27 protein-coding genes are annotated in these 22,334 nt (G+C 44.2%); 16 read left to right on the forward strand and 11 right to left on the reverse strand.

Going from position 1 to position 22,334, the window contains the following annotated elements; all coding sequences use genetic code 11:
* Positions 1 to 13: 13 nt before the first annotated feature.
* From D0C36_RS22065 to D0C36_RS22085, 6 genes are all read right to left on the reverse strand, one after another.
* Positions 14 to 1,798: a hypothetical protein gene (locus D0C36_RS22065; protein ID WP_117393884.1), complete on the reverse strand. Its 1,785-nt coding sequence runs from the start codon at positions 1,796 to 1,798 to the stop codon at positions 14 to 16.
* 33 nt (positions 1,799 to 1,831) lie between these two features.
* Positions 1,832 to 2,272 carry a hypothetical protein gene (locus D0C36_RS22070; protein ID WP_117393885.1) on the reverse strand — a complete coding sequence of 147 codons (441 nt, stop codon included), beginning with the start codon at positions 2,270 to 2,272 and terminating at the stop codon, positions 1,832 to 1,834.
* A gap of 192 nt (positions 2,273 to 2,464) precedes the next feature.
* The gene (locus D0C36_RS24425) at positions 2,465 to 2,656 is read right to left on the reverse strand and encodes a hypothetical protein (RefSeq protein WP_147322082.1); all 192 of its coding nucleotides are present in this window, start codon (positions 2,654 to 2,656) and stop codon (positions 2,465 to 2,467) included.
* Positions 2,599 to 3,300 (reverse strand): hypothetical protein, encoded by a 702-nt coding sequence (locus D0C36_RS22075; protein WP_117393886.1) that lies wholly within the window; start codon positions 3,298 to 3,300, stop codon positions 2,599 to 2,601. The genes D0C36_RS24425 and D0C36_RS22075 overlap by 58 nt, the downstream gene beginning before the upstream one ends.
* Before the next feature lie 42 nt (positions 3,301 to 3,342).
* Complete coding sequence (locus D0C36_RS22080) at positions 3,343 to 4,566, reverse strand: PBSX family phage terminase large subunit (RefSeq protein WP_117393887.1); 1,224 nt, start codon at positions 4,564 to 4,566, stop codon at positions 3,343 to 3,345.
* 9 nt (positions 4,567 to 4,575) lie between these two features.
* Entirely contained in the window at positions 4,576 to 5,028 is a 453-nt protein-coding gene (locus D0C36_RS22085; RefSeq protein ID WP_158557179.1) for a terminase small subunit, read from the reverse strand.
* Positions 5,029 to 5,222: 194 nt separating this feature from the next.
* On the opposite strand from D0C36_RS22085, the gene D0C36_RS22090 reads away from it, so the two are divergent.
* The 5 genes from D0C36_RS22090 to D0C36_RS22115 all read left to right on the forward strand — a co-directional run bounded on the left by D0C36_RS22090 (position 5,223) and on the right by D0C36_RS22115 (position 9,655).
* Positions 5,223 to 6,464: a BamA/TamA family outer membrane protein gene (locus D0C36_RS22090; RefSeq protein WP_117393889.1), complete on the forward strand. Its 1,242-nt coding sequence runs from the start codon at positions 5,223 to 5,225 to the stop codon at positions 6,462 to 6,464.
* A 179-nt stretch (positions 6,465 to 6,643) separates the two neighbouring features.
* Positions 6,644 to 7,237: a hypothetical protein gene (locus D0C36_RS22095; protein ID WP_117393890.1), complete on the forward strand. Its 594-nt coding sequence runs from the start codon at positions 6,644 to 6,646 to the stop codon at positions 7,235 to 7,237.
* Positions 7,238 to 7,356: 119 nt separating this feature from the next.
* Positions 7,357 to 7,635: an RNA recognition motif domain-containing protein gene (locus tag D0C36_RS22100; protein ID WP_117393891.1), complete on the forward strand. Its 279-nt coding sequence runs from the start codon at positions 7,357 to 7,359 to the stop codon at positions 7,633 to 7,635.
* A 208-nt stretch (positions 7,636 to 7,843) separates the two neighbouring features.
* Positions 7,844 to 9,127, forward strand: coding sequence for a sensor histidine kinase (locus D0C36_RS22105; protein WP_117393892.1), 1,284 nt, complete (start codon positions 7,844 to 7,846; stop codon positions 9,125 to 9,127).
* Positions 9,128 to 9,322: 195 nt separating this feature from the next.
* Positions 9,323 to 9,655, forward strand: coding sequence for a hypothetical protein (locus D0C36_RS22115; protein WP_117393893.1), 333 nt, complete (start codon positions 9,323 to 9,325; stop codon positions 9,653 to 9,655).
* 181 nt (positions 9,656 to 9,836) lie between these two features.
* On the opposite strand, the gene D0C36_RS22120 is transcribed toward D0C36_RS22115, so the two are convergent.
* Positions 9,837 to 10,253 carry a hypothetical protein gene (locus tag D0C36_RS22120; protein ID WP_117393894.1) on the reverse strand — a complete coding sequence of 139 codons (417 nt, stop codon included), beginning with the start codon at positions 10,251 to 10,253 and terminating at the stop codon, positions 9,837 to 9,839.
* A gap of 91 nt (positions 10,254 to 10,344) precedes the next feature.
* Complete coding sequence (locus D0C36_RS24630; protein WP_158557180.1) at positions 10,345 to 10,518, reverse strand: hypothetical protein; 174 nt, start codon at positions 10,516 to 10,518, stop codon at positions 10,345 to 10,347.
* 206 nt (positions 10,519 to 10,724) lie between these two features.
* On the opposite strand from D0C36_RS24630, the gene D0C36_RS22125 reads away from it, so the two are divergent.
* From D0C36_RS22125 to D0C36_RS22135, 3 genes are all read left to right on the forward strand, one after another.
* Positions 10,725 to 11,417, forward strand: coding sequence for a S24 family peptidase (locus D0C36_RS22125; RefSeq protein WP_117393895.1), 693 nt, complete (start codon positions 10,725 to 10,727; stop codon positions 11,415 to 11,417).
* Positions 11,417 to 11,719, forward strand: a complete 303-nt coding sequence (locus D0C36_RS22130; RefSeq protein WP_117393896.1) for a hypothetical protein — start codon at positions 11,417 to 11,419, stop codon at positions 11,717 to 11,719. Before D0C36_RS22125 ends, D0C36_RS22130 begins: the two co-directional genes overlap by 1 nt.
* Before the next feature lie 66 nt (positions 11,720 to 11,785).
* A complete protein-coding gene (locus D0C36_RS22135; protein WP_117393897.1) occupies positions 11,786 to 12,295 on the forward strand; it encodes a GNAT family N-acetyltransferase in 510 nt (169 codons plus the stop codon).
* On the opposite strand, the gene porT is transcribed toward D0C36_RS22135, so the two are convergent.
* Positions 12,282 to 13,010, reverse strand: a complete 729-nt coding sequence (gene porT / locus D0C36_RS22140; RefSeq protein WP_117393898.1) for a type IX secretion/gliding motility protein PorT/SprT — start codon at positions 13,008 to 13,010, stop codon at positions 12,282 to 12,284. The two genes, D0C36_RS22135 and porT, sit on opposite strands and share 14 nt — an antisense overlap.
* The gene (ubiE, locus tag D0C36_RS22145) at positions 13,007 to 13,735 is read right to left on the reverse strand and encodes a bifunctional demethylmenaquinone methyltransferase/2-methoxy-6-polyprenyl-1,4-benzoquinol methylase UbiE (protein WP_117393899.1); all 729 of its coding nucleotides are present in this window, start codon (positions 13,733 to 13,735) and stop codon (positions 13,007 to 13,009) included. The genes porT and ubiE overlap by 4 nt, the downstream gene beginning before the upstream one ends.
* A 228-nt stretch (positions 13,736 to 13,963) precedes the next feature.
* On the opposite strand from ubiE, the gene D0C36_RS22150 reads away from it, so the two are divergent.
* Entirely contained in the window at positions 13,964 to 15,340 is a 1,377-nt protein-coding gene (locus tag D0C36_RS22150) for a Gfo/Idh/MocA family protein (RefSeq protein WP_117393900.1), read from the forward strand.
* A 130-nt stretch (positions 15,341 to 15,470) separates the two neighbouring features.
* Positions 15,471 to 16,304, forward strand: coding sequence for a TlpA family protein disulfide reductase (locus D0C36_RS22155; protein ID WP_117393901.1), 834 nt, complete (start codon positions 15,471 to 15,473; stop codon positions 16,302 to 16,304).
* A 155-nt stretch (positions 16,305 to 16,459) separates the two neighbouring features.
* Here D0C36_RS22155 and D0C36_RS22160 read toward each other — a convergent pair whose 3' ends face one another.
* Positions 16,460 to 17,491, reverse strand: a complete 1,032-nt coding sequence (locus D0C36_RS22160; RefSeq protein ID WP_117393902.1) for an aldo/keto reductase — start codon at positions 17,489 to 17,491, stop codon at positions 16,460 to 16,462.
* Between the two features lie 184 nt (positions 17,492 to 17,675).
* Here D0C36_RS22160 and D0C36_RS22165 point away from each other — a divergent pair, with 184 nt between their 5' ends.
* The 6 genes from D0C36_RS22165 to porG all read left to right on the forward strand — a co-directional run bounded on the left by D0C36_RS22165 (position 17,676) and on the right by porG (position 22,282).
* Complete coding sequence (locus D0C36_RS22165) at positions 17,676 to 18,440, forward strand: SDR family oxidoreductase (RefSeq protein ID WP_117393903.1); 765 nt, start codon at positions 17,676 to 17,678, stop codon at positions 18,438 to 18,440.
* Positions 18,441 to 18,606: 166 nt separating this feature from the next.
* Positions 18,607 to 19,056: a GatB/YqeY domain-containing protein gene (locus D0C36_RS22170; RefSeq protein ID WP_117393904.1), complete on the forward strand. Its 450-nt coding sequence runs from the start codon at positions 18,607 to 18,609 to the stop codon at positions 19,054 to 19,056.
* Positions 19,057 to 19,180: 124 nt separating this feature from the next.
* Positions 19,181 to 19,942, forward strand: coding sequence for an alpha/beta fold hydrolase (locus tag D0C36_RS22175; RefSeq protein ID WP_117393905.1), 762 nt, complete (start codon positions 19,181 to 19,183; stop codon positions 19,940 to 19,942).
* A gap of 3 nt (positions 19,943 to 19,945) precedes the next feature.
* Entirely contained in the window at positions 19,946 to 20,608 is a 663-nt protein-coding gene (locus D0C36_RS22180) for a CBS domain-containing protein (RefSeq protein WP_117393906.1), read from the forward strand.
* Positions 20,609 to 20,617: 9 nt separating this feature from the next.
* Positions 20,618 to 21,499 (forward strand): NAD kinase, encoded by an 882-nt coding sequence (locus D0C36_RS22185; protein ID WP_117393907.1) that lies wholly within the window; start codon positions 20,618 to 20,620, stop codon positions 21,497 to 21,499.
* A 9-nt stretch (positions 21,500 to 21,508) separates the two neighbouring features.
* Positions 21,509 to 22,282 carry a type IX secretion system protein PorG gene (gene porG, locus D0C36_RS22190; RefSeq protein WP_117393908.1) on the forward strand — a complete coding sequence of 258 codons (774 nt, stop codon included), beginning with the start codon at positions 21,509 to 21,511 and terminating at the stop codon, positions 22,280 to 22,282.
* Positions 22,283 to 22,334 lie beyond the last annotated feature (52 nt).

Consider the following 22,334-nt stretch of genomic DNA (forward strand, 5'->3'; position numbering starts at 1 on the left):
AGGCGAATATCTGTTATGCGGTTCTGCGATTCCTGTTCCAGCTGCCGTTCAAACCTATCCAGCGCAGGTAAACAGATTGGTCTTCAACTGCATCATCAATGCGGATGGTTTGCGTTTGGGTAACCGTACGCGCAGTGCCGCCCTCATCATATTTAAGTGTTACATTCAGGTAGTAAACATCATCAGCAAAAGGCCCCTGTATTAGCAAGCGGTTTAGCCCAAGCTGGCCCGGTACGGCAACTTTGGCCACGCTTTGCTTTGCAATAACATATTTACTGCCATCGCTGTTCAGGAGCCAACTGCCGTCATCGTTTAAAAGATAAGTGTTGGTTGTACCTGCCAGCGGGTTACGGTTAATATCCAGCGGAATAAATTCTGCATATATGCTACGGCCCACGAGGTCTTCGCTGTAAATAAAGCCAATATCAAAAGGGTAGCCATTGCTGTAGGCCGGTTCAATAAAATCTGTTATCCATTTTGCATTTTCAATACCATTGGGTACACTGGCAAATGGCACGTAGGCTGCCATATTGCCGCCGTTTTTTTCGCCTAACTGCCTTGCCGAGTAAAGTATGTAATATGGCTGCTCTATATTAATGAAGGCAGTGGTATGGCCATCAGCCGTGTTATCGTCCCAATGCTGGGCGTAGGTTACCCGGTAACTGGCACTCAGGTTTTCATCGCGGTAGTTTAGGGCCGCATAATCATTGTCATCCTTAGCTCTTAGCAGGCTTTGCAGGAAATTGGAGATATCTGCGCGGGTTTTACCCTCATTATCAGGTCGGTTGGATGATGTAATGGTTGATGCCTTGCCCGTTAATTTGTCAAAAAAACTGATTCGGGTAAGCATCTTGTAATAAGGCCGCAGGCGGTTGATGTTCACAAATCCACTGCGCTCTACATAGGTATTGCTACCAAAGGTGTAGGGTAAATCTATTACCAGGCGGGCAGCATCATAAGGGGCAAGCACTTTAAAAGTGCCCTCGCATGCCGGGGTTTTTATGTAGATAAGATCTTCTTTTTGTACCAAACGCATATCACCGTCAATAATTATGCGGGTATTGCCATCGGCAGGGTTTTGCTCCATGCCACTTACAACAAAGTCGCGGCGCTGGTAAGTGAACACAATGGGATTGAAAGCCGCATTCCACCTCGATATATTGCCACCCGGTAATTTCACCGATGGGTCTGATATCAGCAGATTGGTAACCGTAGGGATAAACACGGTAAAGCTTGCCGTATTGCCCGATGCATCAACTGCGGTTATGATATGGCTGCCGCCGCTTAGCCCTGTAAATACGGGCGAGGCTGATGTAAGTGTATTATCAAGTTTATAGGCGATAGGCAGGTAGTTAGATGTGGCGATAACGGTTATCTGCGCATCTTTGGCATCCTGTGCCGATTCTGATTTATCTACCCTTACATTGCTGATAATAAGATTGCTTGCAGGCGGTGCAACCGGTGGCGTTGTAGTACTGCCGCCGGTAACGCTTACTACATTAAACTCTTTAAGTGTTGATGATACTACCCGCCCTGCACTGTTAAACATTACCTGTCCTATTTGCCCATCGTAAATTATTTGTTGCAGCCCGGGTATATTAGCCGTTTGGGTGATCTTGGCCGAGTTACCCCCGTCTGATATGGTGTAAGTAACCACGCAGTTATTGCCGTTGGTGCGCTGCCCGGTAAGGTCATCATAAATAGCTATGGATACCTGCGCGTACTGCGTGCGGCTGCCATAACTATCCAGTATGGCAGATGGTTTGTGGTATATCTCTATACTTGCTGTTAAACTCATTTTTAACGATCAATTATTGGTTTAGGAGAAGGTTCAGTAAACATCAAAATACATGGTGTTGAGGGTTATGGTTAGCCCAACGCCTGTGGTGTTTACATCAAACTTGTTATAAACGGGCAGGCATTTGGCTTTTTCGCCCGCCTTAAGCCTGAAGTAGCGGCCATCCGCATCGCGGTATTTACCGGCTTTTATAATAAATTCGTTGGCTATTTGCAGAGCTTGTTGTACCAGATCTTCGTTCTCGGCAGTGAAACGCCCGAAATCGGTTTTGTACAGAAACTCCAGGTACAAGGTGAAAACATTGTTCACCGATCCGTTTACGTGCGGCGACAACACTATAGGCTGCAACGGATGCATAAAAACGCAAGGGAAAACGGCATCATCGGCAAGGGTATTCAGTTCCTTTTCGGTGCCGTACAAAAATGAAGGTGATGCGCTAAGGCTTTGGGTGATAGATTCTATTTGGTTTCGCATGATGAGAAGCCCCCCAACCCCCTGAAGGGGGAGCGTTTGATTGATAGGTTACACAGGGATAAATACTTTTAAATCATTAATATTGAACATCGATCAACGAATGATGAACGTCGAAGTAGTTACTTCATCATTCAAAATTCTACATTCAGTGTTCGTTATTGATTATTAAACTTCTGTTCCCCCTTCAGGGGGTTAGGGGGCTAATTCACTATATCTCTTCTGGTATTCTGCTTCGGTTTTGTTGAGCAGCAGTTTGGTGAGGATACGCTCGTAAGGCATGGCCAGTATGAGGTGCCATTTGGTGAGATCGCCGCCGGCAAGAGCGTTTACAGTGTTGATGTATTTAAACTTCTCGAAGGTTTGTATGCCCGCCCGTTTCTCCATGGCCGACACACGCGATGCAAGAAGCTTGTTTTCCTGGTTGACCAATTGGGATAGCTGATAAAAAAATGGCGGGCTATGGGCAGCGCCTCCGTTACCCTCAGCTGCTCAATGTTTTCTGTAAACTCTGCCGCTTTATATTCATCATAAGGCAAGCCCGTTGCACGGCAGTAAAGGTATTGTGCTAATATTTTACAACAAGCCTCAAGCGATGGGTTGAAATTTTTCTGCCAGTTATCCTCTCCATATTGTTCTATATGGCTGCTTATTTCTTCGCCGATGATCTCGCGGGCAGCCATAAATGCGCCGGCGGGTTCCATGGCAAGGTTACGGGTAACCTTTACGGTAACCATTTTTCCGTCAACAGTTAAGGTAATTTCTTTCGGGATAGCTTCGGCGTTGTACAGGTATTTTATTTGCTGCGACAGGCCAATAATAGTATCTGCAAACTGCATTAATTCGCTGCCGTTGTTTATTTGCTGCAGGCTGGCCAGGGGCGTGCCCGATAAGATGCTGATGGCATCCAGATCGCGCAGCTCTTTTTTTGCCTGCAGGGCCATCATTTGCCCAAGTGTTATCTCGCTCAATTGCGACGGAATTTTTAGGCGTAGTTTGCCGTGGGTGGTCAGTAGATTTTTTTCGATCATATTGGTCAATAAAGATTTAAAGTACGGGAGAGGGGGGAAGCATCAGGCAGTGCCTATCAATTCATCAAACAGGCCGCTTTGGCTGTTTTGTGCCCTGGCCGGCAGGCGGCTTTGCAAAGGTTTGGTGGCCTTTATTTTTAATTTGTTCAGCGCCACATAACGCAATGGGTCTATCAGGTGGTTGTTTTGGTCGATAGGCTGGTTTATGGGTTTGCCGGCGGCATCAGTTCGCCAGGTATATTTGCCCAGCTCTTTACGCAGGTTTACGCTGCGGCGTGTAACGTTGATGGTATAGCGTTTAAGGATATCGATGGAGTTGGACACACTATCTGCACCCTTTTTTGCAGGGGTAACAAACCAACCTAAACGCCTAAGTTCTTCAATAGATTTTGGTTCGGCACTATCAGCAATGATCTCGGTGTTTTTTGTTAGGCCTTCGGCCTTTAGCCTGGCAGAAAGATCTGTGTTAGTGAGGCCGGTTTCATGCAGCAATTCATCAACCCAAAGCTCGCCATTTTGTTTATATACGGTAATGCAGCCTGCCTGGTCAACGCTGTATCCAAAATCAAGCCCTGCAGCTATCAGTTTGGCATCGGCTGGAATTTCTTCGCAGATATGCCATTTGGTAAACACCAGCCCGGTTATTTTGCCGGTAAGGCCGCGGGCATATACTTTCCAAAGTTCAGGGTCTTCATTTTTTATCGATTCAACCTTTCGCCTCGTCTCCTCATCAATAAAAGGGTTGTGGCGATGGTCTGATATCAGTAACTGCACATCAGGTTTACCTATCAGGCGTTCATGTGCCCAAAAGCCGTTGTTGGGGTTATAGTCAATATAAACGCGTTTGCGCGTACGCAGCGCCAGTTCGCTGTAAACTTCCCAGGTTAGGCCATTGGCCTCGTTCACAAACAGGTAATCGCGTTTGCCGGCTTTGGCATCCTGGGCATTAGAGTAACTTTTAAACTCAATAAGGCTGCCGTTAAAGAACTCGAAGATACGGTCGGTTCTGTTGTAATTGCGAATAAGTAATTTAAGGGTAGGCGAGGCATCATAAATATCCAGGGCATCGCGCAGGGCACCGGCTTTAAGGTTAGGAATATCCTGGCCAACAACGGTTATTACCTGCTTGGGCTTGGCTATCGCGAAGCAAAACAAAACTTGCAAAATGGAGTAAGTTTTGCCCGAGTTACTGCCACCCTGGTTAACTACTACCGGTGCGGTGCTCTCAAAATTATGTTTAAACAGGATAGATGTTCTCTCGTGCATAAAACAGGTTTATAGGTCTACTTCTTTTTCGGCCTGTGCCACCTTTGGGCCACTTGTAGTGATAGTGATACTAATGCTTTTTAATCCATCTATGCCGGTGCTTTGGTCATGCTGTTCCTTCCAGCCCAGGGTTTTTAGTGCAAATATGGCGCCCGTTGCCGATTGATAGTGCAAGCGTTTTTCGTACTCGGCCTCTATCATAAGGCGGCCCATCTGTAACTGTGCAGCGTAAAAGCCTGTTTGCTCGTAAACCTCAAAGGCCTGCAGGCTGGTAAAACCCAAAAATAACGCCAGGCCCGTCAGGGTAGGCGGCTCGGGTTCGCGGTCATAAACCTTTTGTTTGGTGGTGATCGAGGCATCCTTTTTATCGGGGACATCCTCAAAATGATAGTCGCCTTTTATGTGCTCAAAGTAACGCGCAATACGTGTACCGTAAGGCCGGGTAGTGGTAGTAGGGGGCATGAAATTAACAGGTATGTGTAAAATGCCGATTGGCATATTTGATATACAAAGATAAGAAAAATATCCGGCTTTTGCTAATGTTTTTAGGATTAATTTTGTGTTGACCTTTTGTAACTATTTGTCAATTGTGGTAGTCTGCTTTTTTAAAGGTTTATATTTGCCCCGTAATAAGCTCACCCCGAACCTTATTAATAATGAAGATACTCACAGTCACGGTGCTGGTCATCGTTTTTCCGGTTTTGCTGTTTGCGCAGGATAAAAGCACGGTTAAGCTTAGCCAGCGCAGAATAACAGATACCCTTGCCGTTGCGCAAACGGATACCGCTGCACAAAAAGATCTTTACGACCTTATAAAAGGCATTTTTAATAAAAAAGGAACGGTTACCAACAAGCCTACTACCGTGATAGGGGCCAAACCTGTTTTCTCATTATTGCCTGCAGTTGGCTACACACTGCAAACTAAGTTTGCGGTAACGCTGGCAGGAAATGTTGCTTTCCGTTTACCGGGCAATACGCGCATATCAACCATCACCTCAAACTCGGCTTATACGCAAAACAAACAGATCATTATCCCGCTGCAGTCAAACATCTGGACCAGCGGCGATCGCTTCAATTTTATCGGCGATATTAAATACTACAAGTATCCGCAGAGTACTTTTGGCCTGGGTACCAACTCAAAAACGGCAAATGAGAACCCGATGGATTATACCCTTTTCAGGTTTTACGAGACTATACTTACCCGTATCAGCGGTAACCTATACGCCGGGGCGGGATTTATATTTGACAACCACTTCAACATATCAGAAAAAGGTAACCCCGATGGCAGCGTATCCGACTATGCTAAATACGGCCCGCAAAGCAGCACAACTTCATCAGGTATTACCCTTAATGCTTTATTTGATATCAGGGACAATTCTATCAATCCATCAAGAGGTTTTTATGCGGCGATGCAATACCGCGATAACAAAAAGTTTTTGGGCAGCACCGAGTCATGGCGCTCATTGATCGTTGATATACGTAAGTATTTCCGCTTCCCGGAGTCATCTCGTAATGTTTTGGCCTTATGGAGTTATAATTGGCTGGTTTTAAACGGCAAGCCCCCATATCTTGATTTGCCGGCCAACACCTGGGACCAATACAACGGTACCGGCCGTGGATATATACAGGGCCGTTTCCGCGGCTCTAAAATGGTTTACGGCGAGGCCGAGTATCGTTTTGGCCTTACCCGCAATGGCTTATTAGGTGGGGTGGTATTCGGTAATGCAGAATCATTCTCGGCCGAGCCCGGTTCGGCATTGCAAAAAGTGCAGCCGGGCTATGGTGCAGGCGTACGCATAAAACTCAACAAAGTATCAAAAACCAATATAGCTATCGATTATGGTTTTGGTAGCCAGGGATCAAAAGGGATCTTCGTAACGGTAGGCGAGATCTTCTAAAAATGCTTTCTGAAAGAAAAATGAAAATTTGATGAAATTTTCAATATCTTCAGCAAACCTTTGCAGCCTTAATTACGTTTTAATAATAACGTTAAAAAATGTTAAATACGGTGCTGAGAGGGTTCGCTGGGGATAAATGACATGAGTTTTTTGTAATTTTATTGCGGTTAGTAGTGCTTATGCAGTTAAAACGGTTTACAAATTGGTATGTACTTTTGGTATTGCTCCTTACGGGGTTTATTTCGGCATGCCAAAAAGATACCGGCGAACAAGCTGTAGAAAACCATAAAATTGCCCTTGCTGCTGATAGCGCTTTAAAAGCCACATCACCTGATAACTACCTCGCCACTTCGGGTACATTATCTATCAAACTTAAAGATTCTACTTACACCTTTAATGCAGCAAATGATTCTGTTGCCTTTGTTAACCTCAGCAGCGGCGATAACCGTTATTTTGGTTTAACAGCCATCAACAAAGCGCATAACATCAGTTTCGGTATCAGCTCAAAAGGTATTGCTGCTGATAGTTTGACCAAGCCTGTAGCAGGTGGCCAGTTACTGATGATGCCTGATGCTATGCACACGCACCAGTACACACTTATGCAATATGCTAAACCCGGTGATTCCGGCACTATCAGGCTTTCTTCATACATGCGTAACGATACCCTTGCAAAAGGAACTTTCTTTACCTTCCTGTCAAAAGACGATGACTCAGAGTCGCCTTTCTATCGCGTGGATGGCACCTTCGAGTTGCATTTTAAAGCTCAGAAATAGCCTTTAGTGTTAGTTTGACACATTATTGTAAAAAACCATTTACAAAGCTCCTTTTTAGCCGTTTAAACACCAAAAAACGCATTTTTTGCGTATATTTGTAGCAAAAGAAAAGGAGTTTAATGAAAGTATTTATTGGTGGCCTTCCGCTGGAAGTTAGCGAGGCCGAACTAAATGCAGTTTTTGAAGATTTTGGGCCGGTTAAATCGCTCAGAATTATCAAAGATCGCGAAACCAAACAAAGCAGAGGCTTCGGTTTTGTTGAAATGGTTAATGAAGACGAAGCAAAAGAGGCTATTAAATGTATGAATGGCCAAAGCTACTACGGTAAACGCATTACTGTTAACGTTGCAGAAGACAATGGCCCGGGTTTTAACCGCACCAGTTTTAGTCGTAACTAACATCAATTAAGATAAAGAAAGCCGGATATTGCACCCGGCTTTTTTTATGCTTTTTAATTATCATTTAAGATAATTTCATCTGCATTTAAAATGTAACAACCTCAGTGTTTGTGTTATATTTTATTTGTAACCTTGTATTACTCAAACAATACCCCATTTGCGCCTTGTTTCACACATAAACCGTTTGTGGCTAAAGCTAACAGGCTCAATGGCGCAGTTCACCTTAGAGGTAAGGATATTTCACTCGCTTTGTGTGCTGGCTATTATAGCGCTGGCTTACAATGTTCCTTTTAATTATTTGATAGGCCTACCGGTAATATCGCTGCTGAGTTTTGTAACGCTGCTGTTGTTCTCTTTTTTATATTACCAATCAAGGTATCGCGGTAAAACAGCATCAACCATTACCATATTTACCATTATAGGTAACCTGCTGTTCCTCATCAATTACATATTTAATTCGGGTACGCAGGGGCCAACGGCCTTGCTTATGGGGCTTTGTATTTTCCTGGTGCTTTGTGTAGTACCCAAAAAGCAGCAAAAGTTTTGGATGTGGCTTAATATCGCCATCATCCTTGCGGGGCATTGGGTAGAGTATTTTTACCCCGAGTTTATTCCCTATACCTACTCAAAGAGAATTGACCGCTATTGGGACCTGTCATCGGCCTATGTAGTGGTGGTGATAGTGCTTTATTATACCATTACCTATCTGCGTAATAATTATGATTATGAACACCGCTCTGCAGCTAACAAAGCCCATGCTATTGAGATGCAGAACGTGCAGATAGTTCACCAGAACCAGGAACTGGAGCGCATTAACTCTGAGAAGAACAAGCTAATGTCTATCATAGCGCATGACCTGCGATCGCCAATCAGTAATATCCAGAACTATCTGGAGTTGGTTACCGAGTACGAGTTGGATACCGAAGAGCGCCGCATGGTTGAGAATGATCTTTTGAAAGTTACCCGCCGCACTATTGACATGCTGGGCAAGTTGCTGGTATGGTCAAAAGCGCAGATGGACGGCGTAAACGTTAAATTGGGCTATGTTGACCTGCGCGACGCTTTGTTTAATACCATTGAGCTGGAGAAAACAATAGCCCTTAAAAAGAACATAGAATTTACTGATGAGCTTGACTGGGATATCCGCATAGTAGCAGATAGTGATATGCTGCAACTGGTGATCCGCAACCTCATTAGCAATGCCGTAAAGTTTACCCCGCAGGGCGGGCAGATTAGTTTTAAAGCCAAACAAATAGGTAATGAATGCTGGCTCATTATAAGGGATAACGGTGTTGGCATGACCACCGAAAAACAATCAGAACTATTCACACTAAGGGCTACATCAACTTTTGGCACCGATAATGAAAAGGGGGTAGGCCTTGGCTTGCTGTTATGCAAAGAGTTTACCGAACTGCAGGGCGGCCGTATATGGGTGGAGAGTGAACCTGATAAAGGAACAGCTTTTTTTGTATCCATGCCGGCGGGAGGGTAAGTCTAAAGTCTAAAGTCGAAAGTCGAAAGTCTAAAGTCGAAAGTCGAAAGTCGAAAGTCGAAAGTCGAAAGTCGAAAGTCGAAAGTCGAAAGTCGAAAGTCGAAAGTCGAAAGTCGAAAAACATTATGTTAAACAGATATGTTTCTTCGCCGGGTATTCGACTTTAGACTTTTAACTTCTTACTTTTGACTCCTGATGAGGCCTGGTGATAAAGTAATTTGCATTAACGATAAGATAGATCCTGAAAAAAGCGAAGAGATACGCCGCGATTTCGAAATATGGATCACTAAGGATAAAGAATACACCATACGGGAGATACTGGATAACAACGGTATTGTAACCGGCGTGCTGTTGGATGAAGTGCATAATTTCCCAAAATTCTTTAAACTTATTAACCGTTACCAGGAGCCGGCCTTTGCCATCTGGCGTTTCAGAAAGCTCAACTATGCCAGCGCCCCCGCCGAAGCCCTGAGCGAAATACAAGAACTTGTTGAAGAAGAACAGTTAGTTAAGACCCGGGAACTGTAGTATCGCGTTTTGCTTTTCATTGCCGTTGCCTTCAGGCAACGGAATATCGAAGAGTAAGCCGGCTTTAGCCGAAACTAATTTTACTTATCTGGTTTGCCGTTGGCTAAAGCCGACGGCCATGATTTGACTGATCAATAAACGACAATTGTTATTATGTTTAATATGCTTTTTGGCATATTAATTACCAACCTTTATGTGCGGCTGCCTCAGTCTCTACCAATTGCGTAAGTACTGCTTTAAGCATTGCTTCGCGGGCCCATTGTTGTTCTGTTAATGATGCATCATGTTTGTACCAGGTAATGGCTTCGTTGATCTGAATGCGGGTGCGGTAGGCGTATTGCTTGTTGGGATGTAGTTTTTGGCCTTCATAGCTATTTAGATTCTCGGTTTTGATGAGTTTGGCGAATGCTTTTATTGGGATATCCATGCGCAGGCATTCATCAAGCGAGTTTTTAAAGTCTTGTTTGTCCTCAAGCCATAGGGTAAGGGTATCGTCGGTCAAATCGTGGTCTGCAATGCAGATGCGGCTGTAATTGTAATCAACGGTGATGATAAGCCACCAAAGCTGGTCGCGGAATTTTTGTGAAAGTCTGATCATGGCAATTTATTTAATGAGTGATTGAGTGAATGATGGAATGAGTGAGTGTTTATTTGCATATCTGAAACTGCATATCTGAACATCAGGAGTGTTAGCGAAAGCGCGGTGTCCACCCGGGCAAATACTTCTGTATAGCAGCAATTTCATGCCTGTATTTATTACATGCTGTTTGGTAACCCTCATAACGTTGCTGCAGTTGTTTGTCTGCAAATTGGGTTTGGTTGTTGATGGTGCGGGTACGCAGGGCGGAGTAAGCGATGTGCATAAGGTTATAATTTTAATTTTCTTGTCTTATTAAAGCTTTAAATCTGTATTCCGGAGCGGCTGTTTGTAAAGTAATTTCTTTACTATCTGTAAGCCTGTAATTTGGAATGTTAATTTAAAGTACTATCTTCGATGTAATTGAACATTCAAATATAAAGAAATATCTTTATATAAATCAAGAAAAATCTTTAAATATTTTTATTTGATATGGAAGACGCATCAAAACCAAACAAAATAAAAACGGTAAGGCCTGAAACACTGGAGTTTATCATCCTGTACAACCAATTGCGCGGAAAAGCTTTTAACAACAACAGCGAACTGGCAGATGCTTTAGGTTTTAATTCGGCCAGCTCCATTACCGAGATCATCAAGAGCCGCCAGAATATCGATCCTGAGAAACTGAAGATCTTTAAAGAAAAATTTGGAGAGCAATTGGGTATCCGTAAAACTGCAGAAAAACCTGTAACCCAACGCTCAGAAGAGGGGATACCTATGTATGATATCATAGCAACAGCATCGGGCGTTGAGGTATATAATGATATCAATGATTCGCTGCCGGTTGGCCGCATGAATTTCCCGGGAATTGAGGAGTGCGATTTTGCCCTGCCTGTTTGGGGGCATTCAATGTATCCGTATTTAGAGAACGGCTGCTGGGTGGCACTAAAGATCATCAATGATATGAAAATATTGCCTGGCGAGGTGTATTACATAGAATGGGGCGATTACCGTATGTACAAACGCTTGCTGGCCAGCGATAACCCCGAAGAGGTAATAGCCCACTCAGACAATGTAACAGAAATGGTAGGCGGCCGTTTAAAATATGCACCTTTCCCTATCCGCATTGAAGATATAAAAAAGCTTTGCCTGGTGAAAGATATTCATAAAAAGCATAATCATTAATGGAAGCGAAAGATCTATTAACAACACGCAGGTTTACCAAACCATTGCATTATACTTTGGCGTACTATGTAATAGTAATTGTTGCTATTACTTTGTTTAATGTATTGCCTGGTTTCAAATCGGGGCCATGTACACCTAATCTGGATGTGTTGTCGATTTTTCTTTCGTTTTTTGGTGCTGTTCTTTTGCTTTGTGTGAACCTTATCAGACTTAAACAAAGAGGCCGCATTTATTTGTCCTCGGTTATTATTCATGCACTGGTGGTTTTGACCGGCATTATTTTCCTTGTTCTCAATCCGTAAACTTGTTAAAAGATCAGATGCCAATTGAGGTTTTTTTTACTTTTTAATTTAGACTTTTTACTTAACATGATCCGTTTAGCCCTCATCTCTGATATTCCTCAAATAATGCGGCTGGTTAAAGAAGTGGTACCAGTAATGCGTGCCGCCGGCAATTTGCAATGGGACGACGTATATCCAAATCCACAGGTTTTTGAGCAGGATATCCAAGCCGGCCAACTTTGGGTGGCCGAAGTTGATGGCGAAATTGCCGGTGTAAGTGCCATAACTACCGAACAATACCCCGAATATGCGCAGGTTGGCCTCGATATAAATGAGGAAGCTATTGTTACGCACAGGTTGGCGGTTAGTCCGCGTTTTCAGGGTCGGGGCATTGCTGCTGCGCTGATGCAACAGGCCGAAGATGTAGCGATTGATCGCAACATCCCAATATTACGTGTGGATACCAACAGCCAGAACCTGGCTACACAGAAGCTGTTCCCGAAAGTAGGTTATGAATATAAAGGTGAAATTACCCTGCAATTCAGACCTGGACTAAAGTTTGTTTGTTTTGAAAAACGACTCTCTATTCAAAAATAAGGCTCAGCATCAGCGTGCGTAATCCCAACCGGCTTAACGGGCTTGCATAAGGTGTGTTATCTTTCACCAGCATATTGGTGAAAGAGTTGGAGAATTTAAGCTCGGGAGATAGTTTAAAATACTCAAAATAAATATCGAAGCCTGCACCAACTTCGTACGATGAATAGCCTTTTACGTTCTTCAGCAGGCGTTCGGTAGGGGCAATGTTATTGCCGGGGTCTTTTTTGGAACCGATGCTTTGCGAGTATTTGAGGCCACCTATAAGGTACACACGCGCGTTGGCAATGCGGTCTGATTTTAGCTTTAGTTGCAGCGGAAAGTCAACAGTGGTAGTTTGTACTGGTTTAGTTACCGCTTCCTCGGGTATGTCATACGTATATGTTACTTTTCTATCAGCAAAAAGCAGCGAAGGGGTTATCCTGGCTTCCAGATGCTCAGTTAACCGATAGCGGGTAATAAAACCTACGGCAAAGCCCGGTGCCGATGGGGATGAAATGCTTTTTCCGTAAGAGCTTACTGCGTTACCCGTTTGCGGGTCGCGGAAAGGTATTTGCCAGTCGGGCTTTTTTACAATATCATAAGAGCTTTGCACGTATGAGAATAAAAAGCCAAAGCTAAGATCGTTTTGGTCGGCACCGCCACCCCATGCCTGCGCAAGCAGTTTTTGGCTGCAGCACGTTAACATGATAAGGATAAGGTAGCGGAGTTTTATCATTTAATGCCTGTATAAATTGAACAGATACCAAACGCCAGCGGGCGCACTTTGGTATCTTTAAATCCTGCTTTATGCATTATCGCCCTAAACGCCTCGCCATCAGGGAAAGCGGCCACAGACTCTGGCAAATAAGTATAAGCCCTTGAATCTTTAGAGAAAAGCTTGCCAATGCCCGGTGTTATATAATTAAAGTAAAAGTTATAAAGCTGTTTGATAGGAAAGGCCTTCGGTTTTGAGAACTCCAGCACCACAGCTTTGCCGCCTGGTTTTAAAACGCGGTTAATATCGGTAAGGCCTTTTTCAAGGTTCTCAAAGTTACGTACACCGTAGGCAACGGTAACGGCATCAAATTCATTAGCCTCAAAAGGCAGCTTTTCTGAGTCGCCCAATTTTACCTCAAATTTATCGCCCAAGCCGCGTTTGGCTATCTTTTGTTTAGCCACATCAAGCATGCCGGCAGAAATATCTGCGCCGACGATCTTTTGGGGCTTTAATATTTTCAACGCCTCAAAAGCAAAATCGCCGGTACCGGTAGCCACATCCAGTATCAGTTTAGGCTGATCTTTCTTTAACTCGTTGATAGCCTTTTTACGCCAAATGATATCGATCCCCAGCGACATAAAGTGGTTAAGGAAATCGTAAGTTTTAGAGATATTGTTGAACATATCGGCTACTTGTTCTTTTTTGGTTGCCTGGTTCTGATATGGAGTTACAGTTTTGCTCATGAGAATGGCGGTAAAGATACGCATTTTTAGTAGTTCATTGTTGATAGTTCATGGTTCATAGTAGTAGGGTTGATGGACTACCATGATCTATTATCTATGAACCATGAACAGAGATCCATGAACTATCAACTATTATCTATGAACTATTAACATAAAACTCTATCTTCACTTTCGGGCTGTCCGGGCCTTGGGTTAACCACCATTCAAACTTAAACTATACTGATAACCATGAAAGAAAATTCTGAAGCGTCGCGCAGAGGTTTTTTAAAGAAACTTGCCACTACTACTGCCGCCGTTGCCGCGGGCAGCAGCTTAATTGCCGCCGGTAAAAGCAATCAATCATTTTACTACCTTAAAAAAGAGTACAAACCTTTTGGCCCTAACGATCAGGTAAATATTGCGCTGATAGGTGCCGGTGGTATGGGTACGCAGGATGCTATTGTGGCCCTGCAGGTGCCTGGCGTAAAAATGGTTGCCGTATGCGATTTGTACGATGGCCGTTTGGCAGAAGCTAAAAAGCGCTGGGGCAATGATATTTTCACCACTAAGGTTTACAAAGAGATACTAAACCGTAAAGATATTGACGCGGTAATTATAGCCACGCCCGATCATTGGCACCAGCAAATTTCTGTTGATGCCATGCATGCCGGCAAACACGTGTACTGCGAAAAGCCAATGGTACACTCGGTAGCCGAAGGCCCAGCGGTAATAAAAGCGCAGAAAGAAACCGGCAAGGTGTTTCAGGTAGGAAGCCAGGGTGTATCGTCATTAGGTAACGAGAAAGCGCACGAACTGCTGAAAAGCGGAGCCATTGGCGAACTGAACTATGCCGAAGGTTTTTGGGCGCGCCGTGCTCCTATCGAGGTTTGGCAATATCCAATTCCTGATGATGCATCGGCACAAACGGTGGATTGGGAAACCTATGTAAGCAACGTGCAAAAACGCCCTTACGATTCAAAAAGGTTCTTCCGCTGGAGAAATTATACAGATTACGGGACAGGCATGGCAGGCGACTTATTCGTTCACCTGTTCAGCAGTCTGCACTTTATTACCGAATCAATGGGGCCTAATAAAATTTATGCCTCTGGTGGTTTACGCTACTGGAACGATGGCCGCGAAGTGCCTGACGTTTTATTAGGCACTTTCGATTACGGCAAAACTGCCGCGCACCCCGCTTTTAATCTTTCGTTGCGTTGCAACTTTGTTGATGGCACCAGCGGTACCACTTACCTGAAACTGGTAGGCAGCGAAGGTTCAATGGATGTTACCTGGGACAGCGTTGTGCTTAAACGCAACAAAACCATAGCATCTGATGATCCGTTCTACCTGGAGAAACTGCGCAAAGCCGGCCAAACCAACAGCGCCCGCAAACACATCCTTCCGCCGGAAGAGATCACTTTCGATGCCGAAAAAGGCTACCTGGGTGGCCCGTACGATCACATGAACAACTGGATCACTGCTATCCGCAACAACGGTAAAGTTACCGAGGATGCTGTTTTCGGTTACCGTGCTGCGGCGCCGGCACTGTTATGTAACGATAGTTACTACAAAAACAGCCCTATGTTCTGGGATCCGGAGAATATGAAGATGGTGAAGAAAGCTTAGCATTAAAAGCATATCAAAGTTTTGAGCCGGCAGCGTGGTTGAGCGCTGCCGGCTCAAATGCTTTATCTGAGAGGGGCAAGTTGCCTCATGTGTTCTGTATAATGACGTAAACCTTATTATAATAACCTACATGATCAGGTCTAAATATTTTTGGTTAGGGGCGGTAATGATCGCCATTATCCCGCTGATGCTAATGGATATCAGTGAGTATTTTGTTGCCTGGGAAAAAGAAGTAAGGGGGCGAATAATTGATCTGGCCCAGGTCTATTCTGGCTTGCCGAAAATGCAGAAGGCCGGGATTCTGGATAACATTTTTGAGGTCAACCAAAAGCTTACGAGGCTTATCGCTGTAAAGGCTTTTATCAGTCTGGTATTATTAAGCGGCGGTATCTACTTCTTCAGGAAGTTCCTGAAAGCTACGAGCATGTCTTTTCTGAAACCGGCTTTAGCTACAATGGGGCTAATAGTTGTTTTTATTGCTGGCAAAGTTGTTTTCACCATAGCATTCACTACCCAGCCGGGTGCTACTTTTGTTAAGGTAGATGCAGATGCCAAATCCTTTAAAGATATCATCAGCAAGAATTTTCAGGGAAAAGTGGTGTACGTAGATTTCTGGGGAACCACCTGCGGGCCATGTTTAGAAGAGTTTGACAATTTTACCCAACCGCTTAAAGAGCACTATAAAAACCGCAGCGATATAGCTTACCTGTACATAGCAAATGGCAATAACTATTTATGGAAGAAACAGATAGTTAATCATAAAATAACCGGCAACCATTTATTTCTTGATTTGGATGAGTACAGCAAACTCTATCATCAGGCCGCACAAAACGATACGGCAGAAGTATTGATGCCGCACTATGTTATTGTAGATAAAACCGGCAAGATCACCGCGCCAGATGCCGCCCGCCCAAGTGATTACACTGTTTTAGTGGGGCAATTGGATAAAGTGTTAGGGCAATGACAGAACAAAAAACCGTCATTGCGAGCGTAGCGTGGCAATCCCCGACTTACAGAGCGGCTATGCAAGTGCCTCTGTATATCGGGGATTGCCACGTCGCTGTCGCTCCTCGCAATGACGGAAATAAAAAGGCCCTGCATTTGCAGGGCCTTTTCTCTTTAATAAAACTTCGGCAGAGGATTCAACTTAGTATCCTGGCGTTGGTGCCAGTATGGGTATATCGGGTCGCGGTCGCTGGCGGCATCAAGTTTCTTAACTTGCTCCGTGGTTAAGTTCCAGCCAACGGCATCAAGGTTTTGTTTTAGTTGTTCCTCGTTGCGGGCACCTATAATAATATTGGCAACGGTAGGGCGCTGTAACAACCAGTTGATAGAAACCTGTGCAACAGATTTACCGGTTTCCTCGGCTACTTCATCCAAAGCATCAACAATAGTATAAAGGCGTTCCAGGTCGGTTTCCGGGCCGTGGCTGCCACCCTGGGCGCGGCGGTTATCTTTAGGTAACTCTTGTCCGCGGCGGAATTTACCACCCAGTTGGCCTGATGCCAGCGGGCTCCAAACAATGGTGCTCACTTTTTGGTCGATACCCAGTGGCATTAGTTCCCATTCAAACTCGCGGTCTAATAACGAATAATAGGCCTGGTGTGCCACGTATTTAGCCCAGCCATAACGCTCAGATACCGACAGCGATTTCATCAAATGCCAGCCCGAGAAATTTGAGCAGGCAATGTAACGGATCTTACCATCGCTGATTAAAGTGTCTAAAGTACGCAGCGTTTCTTCAACAGGCGTATTGCCGTCAAAGCCATGCAGGTGGAAGATATCTATATGATCTGTTTTTAAACGTTTAAGGCTATCCTCAACAGAGTTGATGAGGTGATAACGAGATGAGCTGAAATCGTTAGGCCCATCGCCCATGCGGAAGGTGGCTTTGGTTGAGATGAGTACACGGTTACGCAAGCCTTCTAAAGCCTGGCCCAGTATCTCCTCAGATACGCCGCGCGAGTAAACGTTGGCTGTATCAAAGAAATTTACACCGGCATCAAGGCAAAGGTGAACCAGCTTTTTAGCATCCTCTAATTGCGTATTGCCCCAGGCTTTAAAAAAGTCGCCCTGACCGCCAAAAGTTGCTGTTCCGAAACTAAGAACGGGTACATTAAGGCCCGAGCCTCCTAATTGTCTGTATTCCATTTTTATGAGTTTTTATAGTAAATGTTTGATGATCTGTGAACCATCGCCGCCAAATCTCGGGCATATCGGCTAACAAAATATCATGCTAATACCATAAAGTGTAATTGAGTTTGGCCTCGTTTAAGGTTAGCACAAATAAAGTCGGTATAAAAACATAATTTCGCTGCCAATAGTTACATCTATTATGGCAAAAATAGCATTAATAACAGGTGCCACCGCCGGTATAGGCGAGGCCTGCGCACATACCTTCGCTCAGCATGGTTATGATCTGATACTTACCGGCAGGCGTTTGGAGAGGTTGGAGAAGCTGGCGCATCACCTTAATGATAAGTATAACGTAGAAATAGCGGTATCATCTTTCGATGTACGTAACCGCGAAGAAGTGGTACGCAGCCTGGATAGCCTGCCATCAAAATGGCGCGCGGTTGATGTGCTGGTGAACAACGCCGGCCTAAGCCAGGGACTGGATCCCATCAACTCGGGCAGTTATGAGGACTGGGACACCATGATAGATACCAACGTTAAAGGCCTGCTGTATGTTAGCCGTGTAGTATCAAACTGGATGATCACCAACGGCCGCGGGCATATCGTAAACCTGGGTTCAATTGCCGGTAAAGAGGTTTATCCTAACGGGAACGTTTACTGTGCCAGCAAACATGCCGTTGATGCCTTAACAAAAGGCATGCGTATAGATCTACTGCAGCACGGTATTAAAGTAACCGCAGTGCATCCCGGTATGGTAGAGACTGAATTTTCTGAAGTACGCTTTAAAGGCGATAAAGACCGCGCCAAAAAGGTGTACGAAGGTTTTGAACCACTAAAAGCCGAAGATATTGCTGACACCATCTGGTTTGTAGCATCGCGCCCGGCACACGTTAACATTAATGATATATTAATAATGCCAACCGCGCAAGCCACGGCAACTAATGTGATAAAGAAGAATACATAATATTATATAATATGTCATTTCGAACGACAGTGAGAAATCCTGTTAGATAAGACAAGCAGTGTGCTTAGCATTAACAACAAGATTTCTCCTCGTACCTCGTTCGAAATGACAATCGGGGTTTCAAAATCACTAATTCACTCATTCAACAACTCACTCATTAAATAAAATGTCACTCATCACCCAAATAGACCAGGATATTAAACAAGCCATGCTAAGCAAACAGGCCGACAGGCTGCGTGGCCTTCGCGCTATTAAATCGGCTTTGTTACTGGCTAAAACCGAAAAAGGCGCTGCCGAAGAATTGACGCAGGAAGCAGAAATTAAAGTGTTGCAGAAACTCATCAAACAACGTAAAGAATCTGCAGATATCTACAAAACACAGGGTCGCGAAGACTTATACGATATTGAGATGGCCGAGATGTATGTAATAGAGCCTTATCTCCCACAGCAAATGAGCCGTTTCGAGATAGAAGGTTACATACAGGAAGTGATATCGCGCCTGGGCGTAACTTCAGTAAAAGATATGGGCCGCGTTATGGGCGTAGCCAATAAAGAGCTTGCGGGCCGTGCCGATGGCAAAACTGTATCTGAGGTAGTTAAACAACTTTTAGGTTAATACAACCGTATTAATTGTATATAAAAGGTGTAAACTATTTTTATAATTATAATTTTACAACAAATAGGGCGGTTTAAAATTGCCGCCTTAAGGTATTATTTAGCAGAACTTACACACAATTTATATGGAGCTGGTGCTTAGAGAAGAACACGGATTTAGCTATATCGAAGTTGGCGAAGGCGAACCGCTTTTGCTTTTGCACGGTTTGATGGGCGCGCTAAGTAACTGGCATGATGTTGTTGAGCAATTTAGCAAAGAGTACAAGGTTTTGATCCCTATGCTGCCAATTTATGATCTGCCGATATTAACTACCGGCGTAAGGGCGCTATCAAAATTTGTACACAAGTTCATCAAGTTTAAAAAGTTAAAAAACGTTACGTTGCTGGGCAACTCGCTTGGTGGCCACGTAGGTTTAATATATGTATTGGCGCATCCGGGTTATGTAAAAGCTTTGGTGTTAACCGGTAGTTCGGGTTTGTATGAAAATGCTTTTGGTGGCTCGTTCCCGCGCCGCGAGAGTAAAGATTTTGTACGCGAGAAAGTACAGTTCACCTTTTACGACCCGGCCATAGCAACTGATGAACTGGTTGACGAAGTTTTTGAGACCATTAATGATAGAGCAAAGGTGATTCGCATACTGGCCATGGCAAAATCGGCCATTAGGCATAACATGAAAGATGATCTGCGTAAAATTACCATGCCGGTTTGCCTGATATGGGGCCGCGATGATAAAATTACCCCGCCTGAGGTGGCTGTTGAGTTTAACCAACTAATGCCAAACTCTGAGCTGCACTGGATAGATAAATGTGGCCATGCGCCAATGATGGAACGCCCGGTAGAGTTTAACGAATACCTTAAAGCGTTTTTAGAGAAACAAAAAAGATAACAAATGCGTGCAATTGAGCTGATAGAAGACGCCATACCGCCGGTACATACTTCTGATAGTATTCAGAAAGTGTTTGACCGCATGGCAGAGTTTCGCGTTAGCCACATGCCAATTGTAAACGAAGATCAGTTTCTGGGCCTCGTAAGCGAGGATGATCTGGTTGAGGAGCCCGATTATAATACCCCGATAGGTGCGCTGGCATTATCGCTGGTGAACCCTTACGTGGTAGAGGAACAACATATTTACGATGTTATCCGCTTGTTTTATGAGCAGCAGCTTACGGTAGTGCCGGTACTCAACCAAAAGAAAGAGTACCAGGGCCTTATTAGCATTAATTGCCTTGCGGCATATTTTGCTAAACTTACCTCATCATCAGAACCGGGTGGCATTATCGTGTTAGAAGTTGATATCAAGAACAACTCGCTGGCGCACATGTCGCAGGTGGTAGAGTCTGATAATGCGCAGATCCTTAGCTCATACACGCGCACCTTTCCCGATTCAACCCGAATGGAAGTTACCCTTAAAGTAAACAAACAGGATATATCCGGTATCCTCTCAACTTTTCAGCGCTATAACTACGAGGTAAAGGCAACATTCAACTTTACCGATAACAACAACAACTCCATGGATAGGTACGACTCATTGATGAACTACCTCAATTTATAAAAACCGCAAATGAAAATAGCAGTTTACGGCAGGCAGTTTAACGATGCATCGATATTCCCATACATACGCCAGGTGTTTGATACGCTGGTGCAGCATAACGTAGAGGTTTGCATCCACCCGCAGCTTAACGAGAACCTGCAGGGCAATATAGATACATCGGCCTTTACAGTTTTAAATTGCGATTCGGCATTAAAAGGCCATATAGATATTTTTCTAACCCTTGGTGGCGACGGTACCCTGCTGGATATGGTTACCGTAGTGCGCGACAGCGGCATTCCTGTTATTGGTATCAACTTTGGCCGTTTGGGTTTTTTGGCCAGTATCAACAAAAGCGACATTGCGGCAGCAATACATGCCGTGGTAAATGGCGAGTACACGTTGGATAGCCGCGAACTGCTGGTAATAGATTCTGACGAGAAAGTTTTTGGCGATAACAACTTCGCCCTTAATGATGTCACCATCCACAAGCGCGACGACTCGGCCATGATCACCTCGCACGTAGCATTAAACGGCGAGTTCTTAAACTCATACTGGGGCGATGGTATCATCGTATCAACTTCAACGGGCTCAACGGCTTATTCGCTTAGCTGTAATGGTCCTATTATTTTCCCGCAGTCAAATAGCCTGGCGCTAACGCCTGTTGCCCCGCATAACTTAAATGTGAGGCCTGTAGTACTGCCAGATACCAGCACCATATCTATTGATGTGGATTATCGTGGTAACAACTACATTGTATCATGCGATAGCCGCACGGCTATTGTTGATAAGCCTATGCAATTCAGGGTTTACAAAGCCGATTTTAAGCTTAACCTCATCAGGCTTAATAATGAAAGTTATTTATCTACGTTAAGGAAAAAGTTATTATGGGGATTAGACGCCCGTAATTATTAACTTTACCTAATGCCTAAATACTTTACTGTATTACTTTTAATGCTTTTAAGCTTTACTGTACGCGCCCAAACCTGGGAAGTTGGCGGTAGTGTAGGCGCATCTGCATATATAGGCGATCTGAATACCAATAACATTTTTAAGCCGAGCGGGGCTTACGGAGGTGTTTTTGTAAAACGCAACTTTGACAGGTATCTTGGCCTGCGCCTTAATTTTATTTATGGCGAAATAGCCGCCGATGACAGCAAATCGAGCATTGAGCAATTTAGAGAACGTAACCTTAGCTTTTCCGATCAACTGAAAGAATTGAGTTTAACGCTCGATTTTAACTTTATGAGCTACATACCGGAAGCCGGTAAAAATAAATATACACCTTACGTATTCCTGGGGGCGGGCGTAACTTCGTATGCCCCGCGCACAATCTACAATTACCGCGAGGTTAGCCTTCGTAACCTTAAAACAGAAGGTACTGCTTATGGTACAAGAACCGTTGTTGTGCCTTTTGGTGCCGGTTTTAAATATAACATAGGCGGCAAATGGACACTGGGTGCCGAGCTGGGTTACCGTTATACCAATACCGATTTTTTGGATGATGTAAGCGGCGTTTACAAAGCTTTCCCTACGCCAAACAGTGCTTCGGCACGTTTGGCTGATAGATCGCGTGAAGTGGGGGCAGGCCCGGCAATTGTAGGATCGCAACGCGGCGATTTTAATCCTAAAGATTTTTATGGTTTCTTTGGCCTTACCCTTTCATACACTTTTATTACCTCTAAGTGTTATTATTAAAATAAGTGATGGATAAGTAAGATATAAACAAAATTAAATTTTGTTTATTGAA

Source organism: Mucilaginibacter conchicola, from assembly GCF_003432115.1.
Lineage (GTDB): Bacteria > Bacteroidota > Bacteroidia > Sphingobacteriales > Sphingobacteriaceae > Mucilaginibacter > Mucilaginibacter conchicola.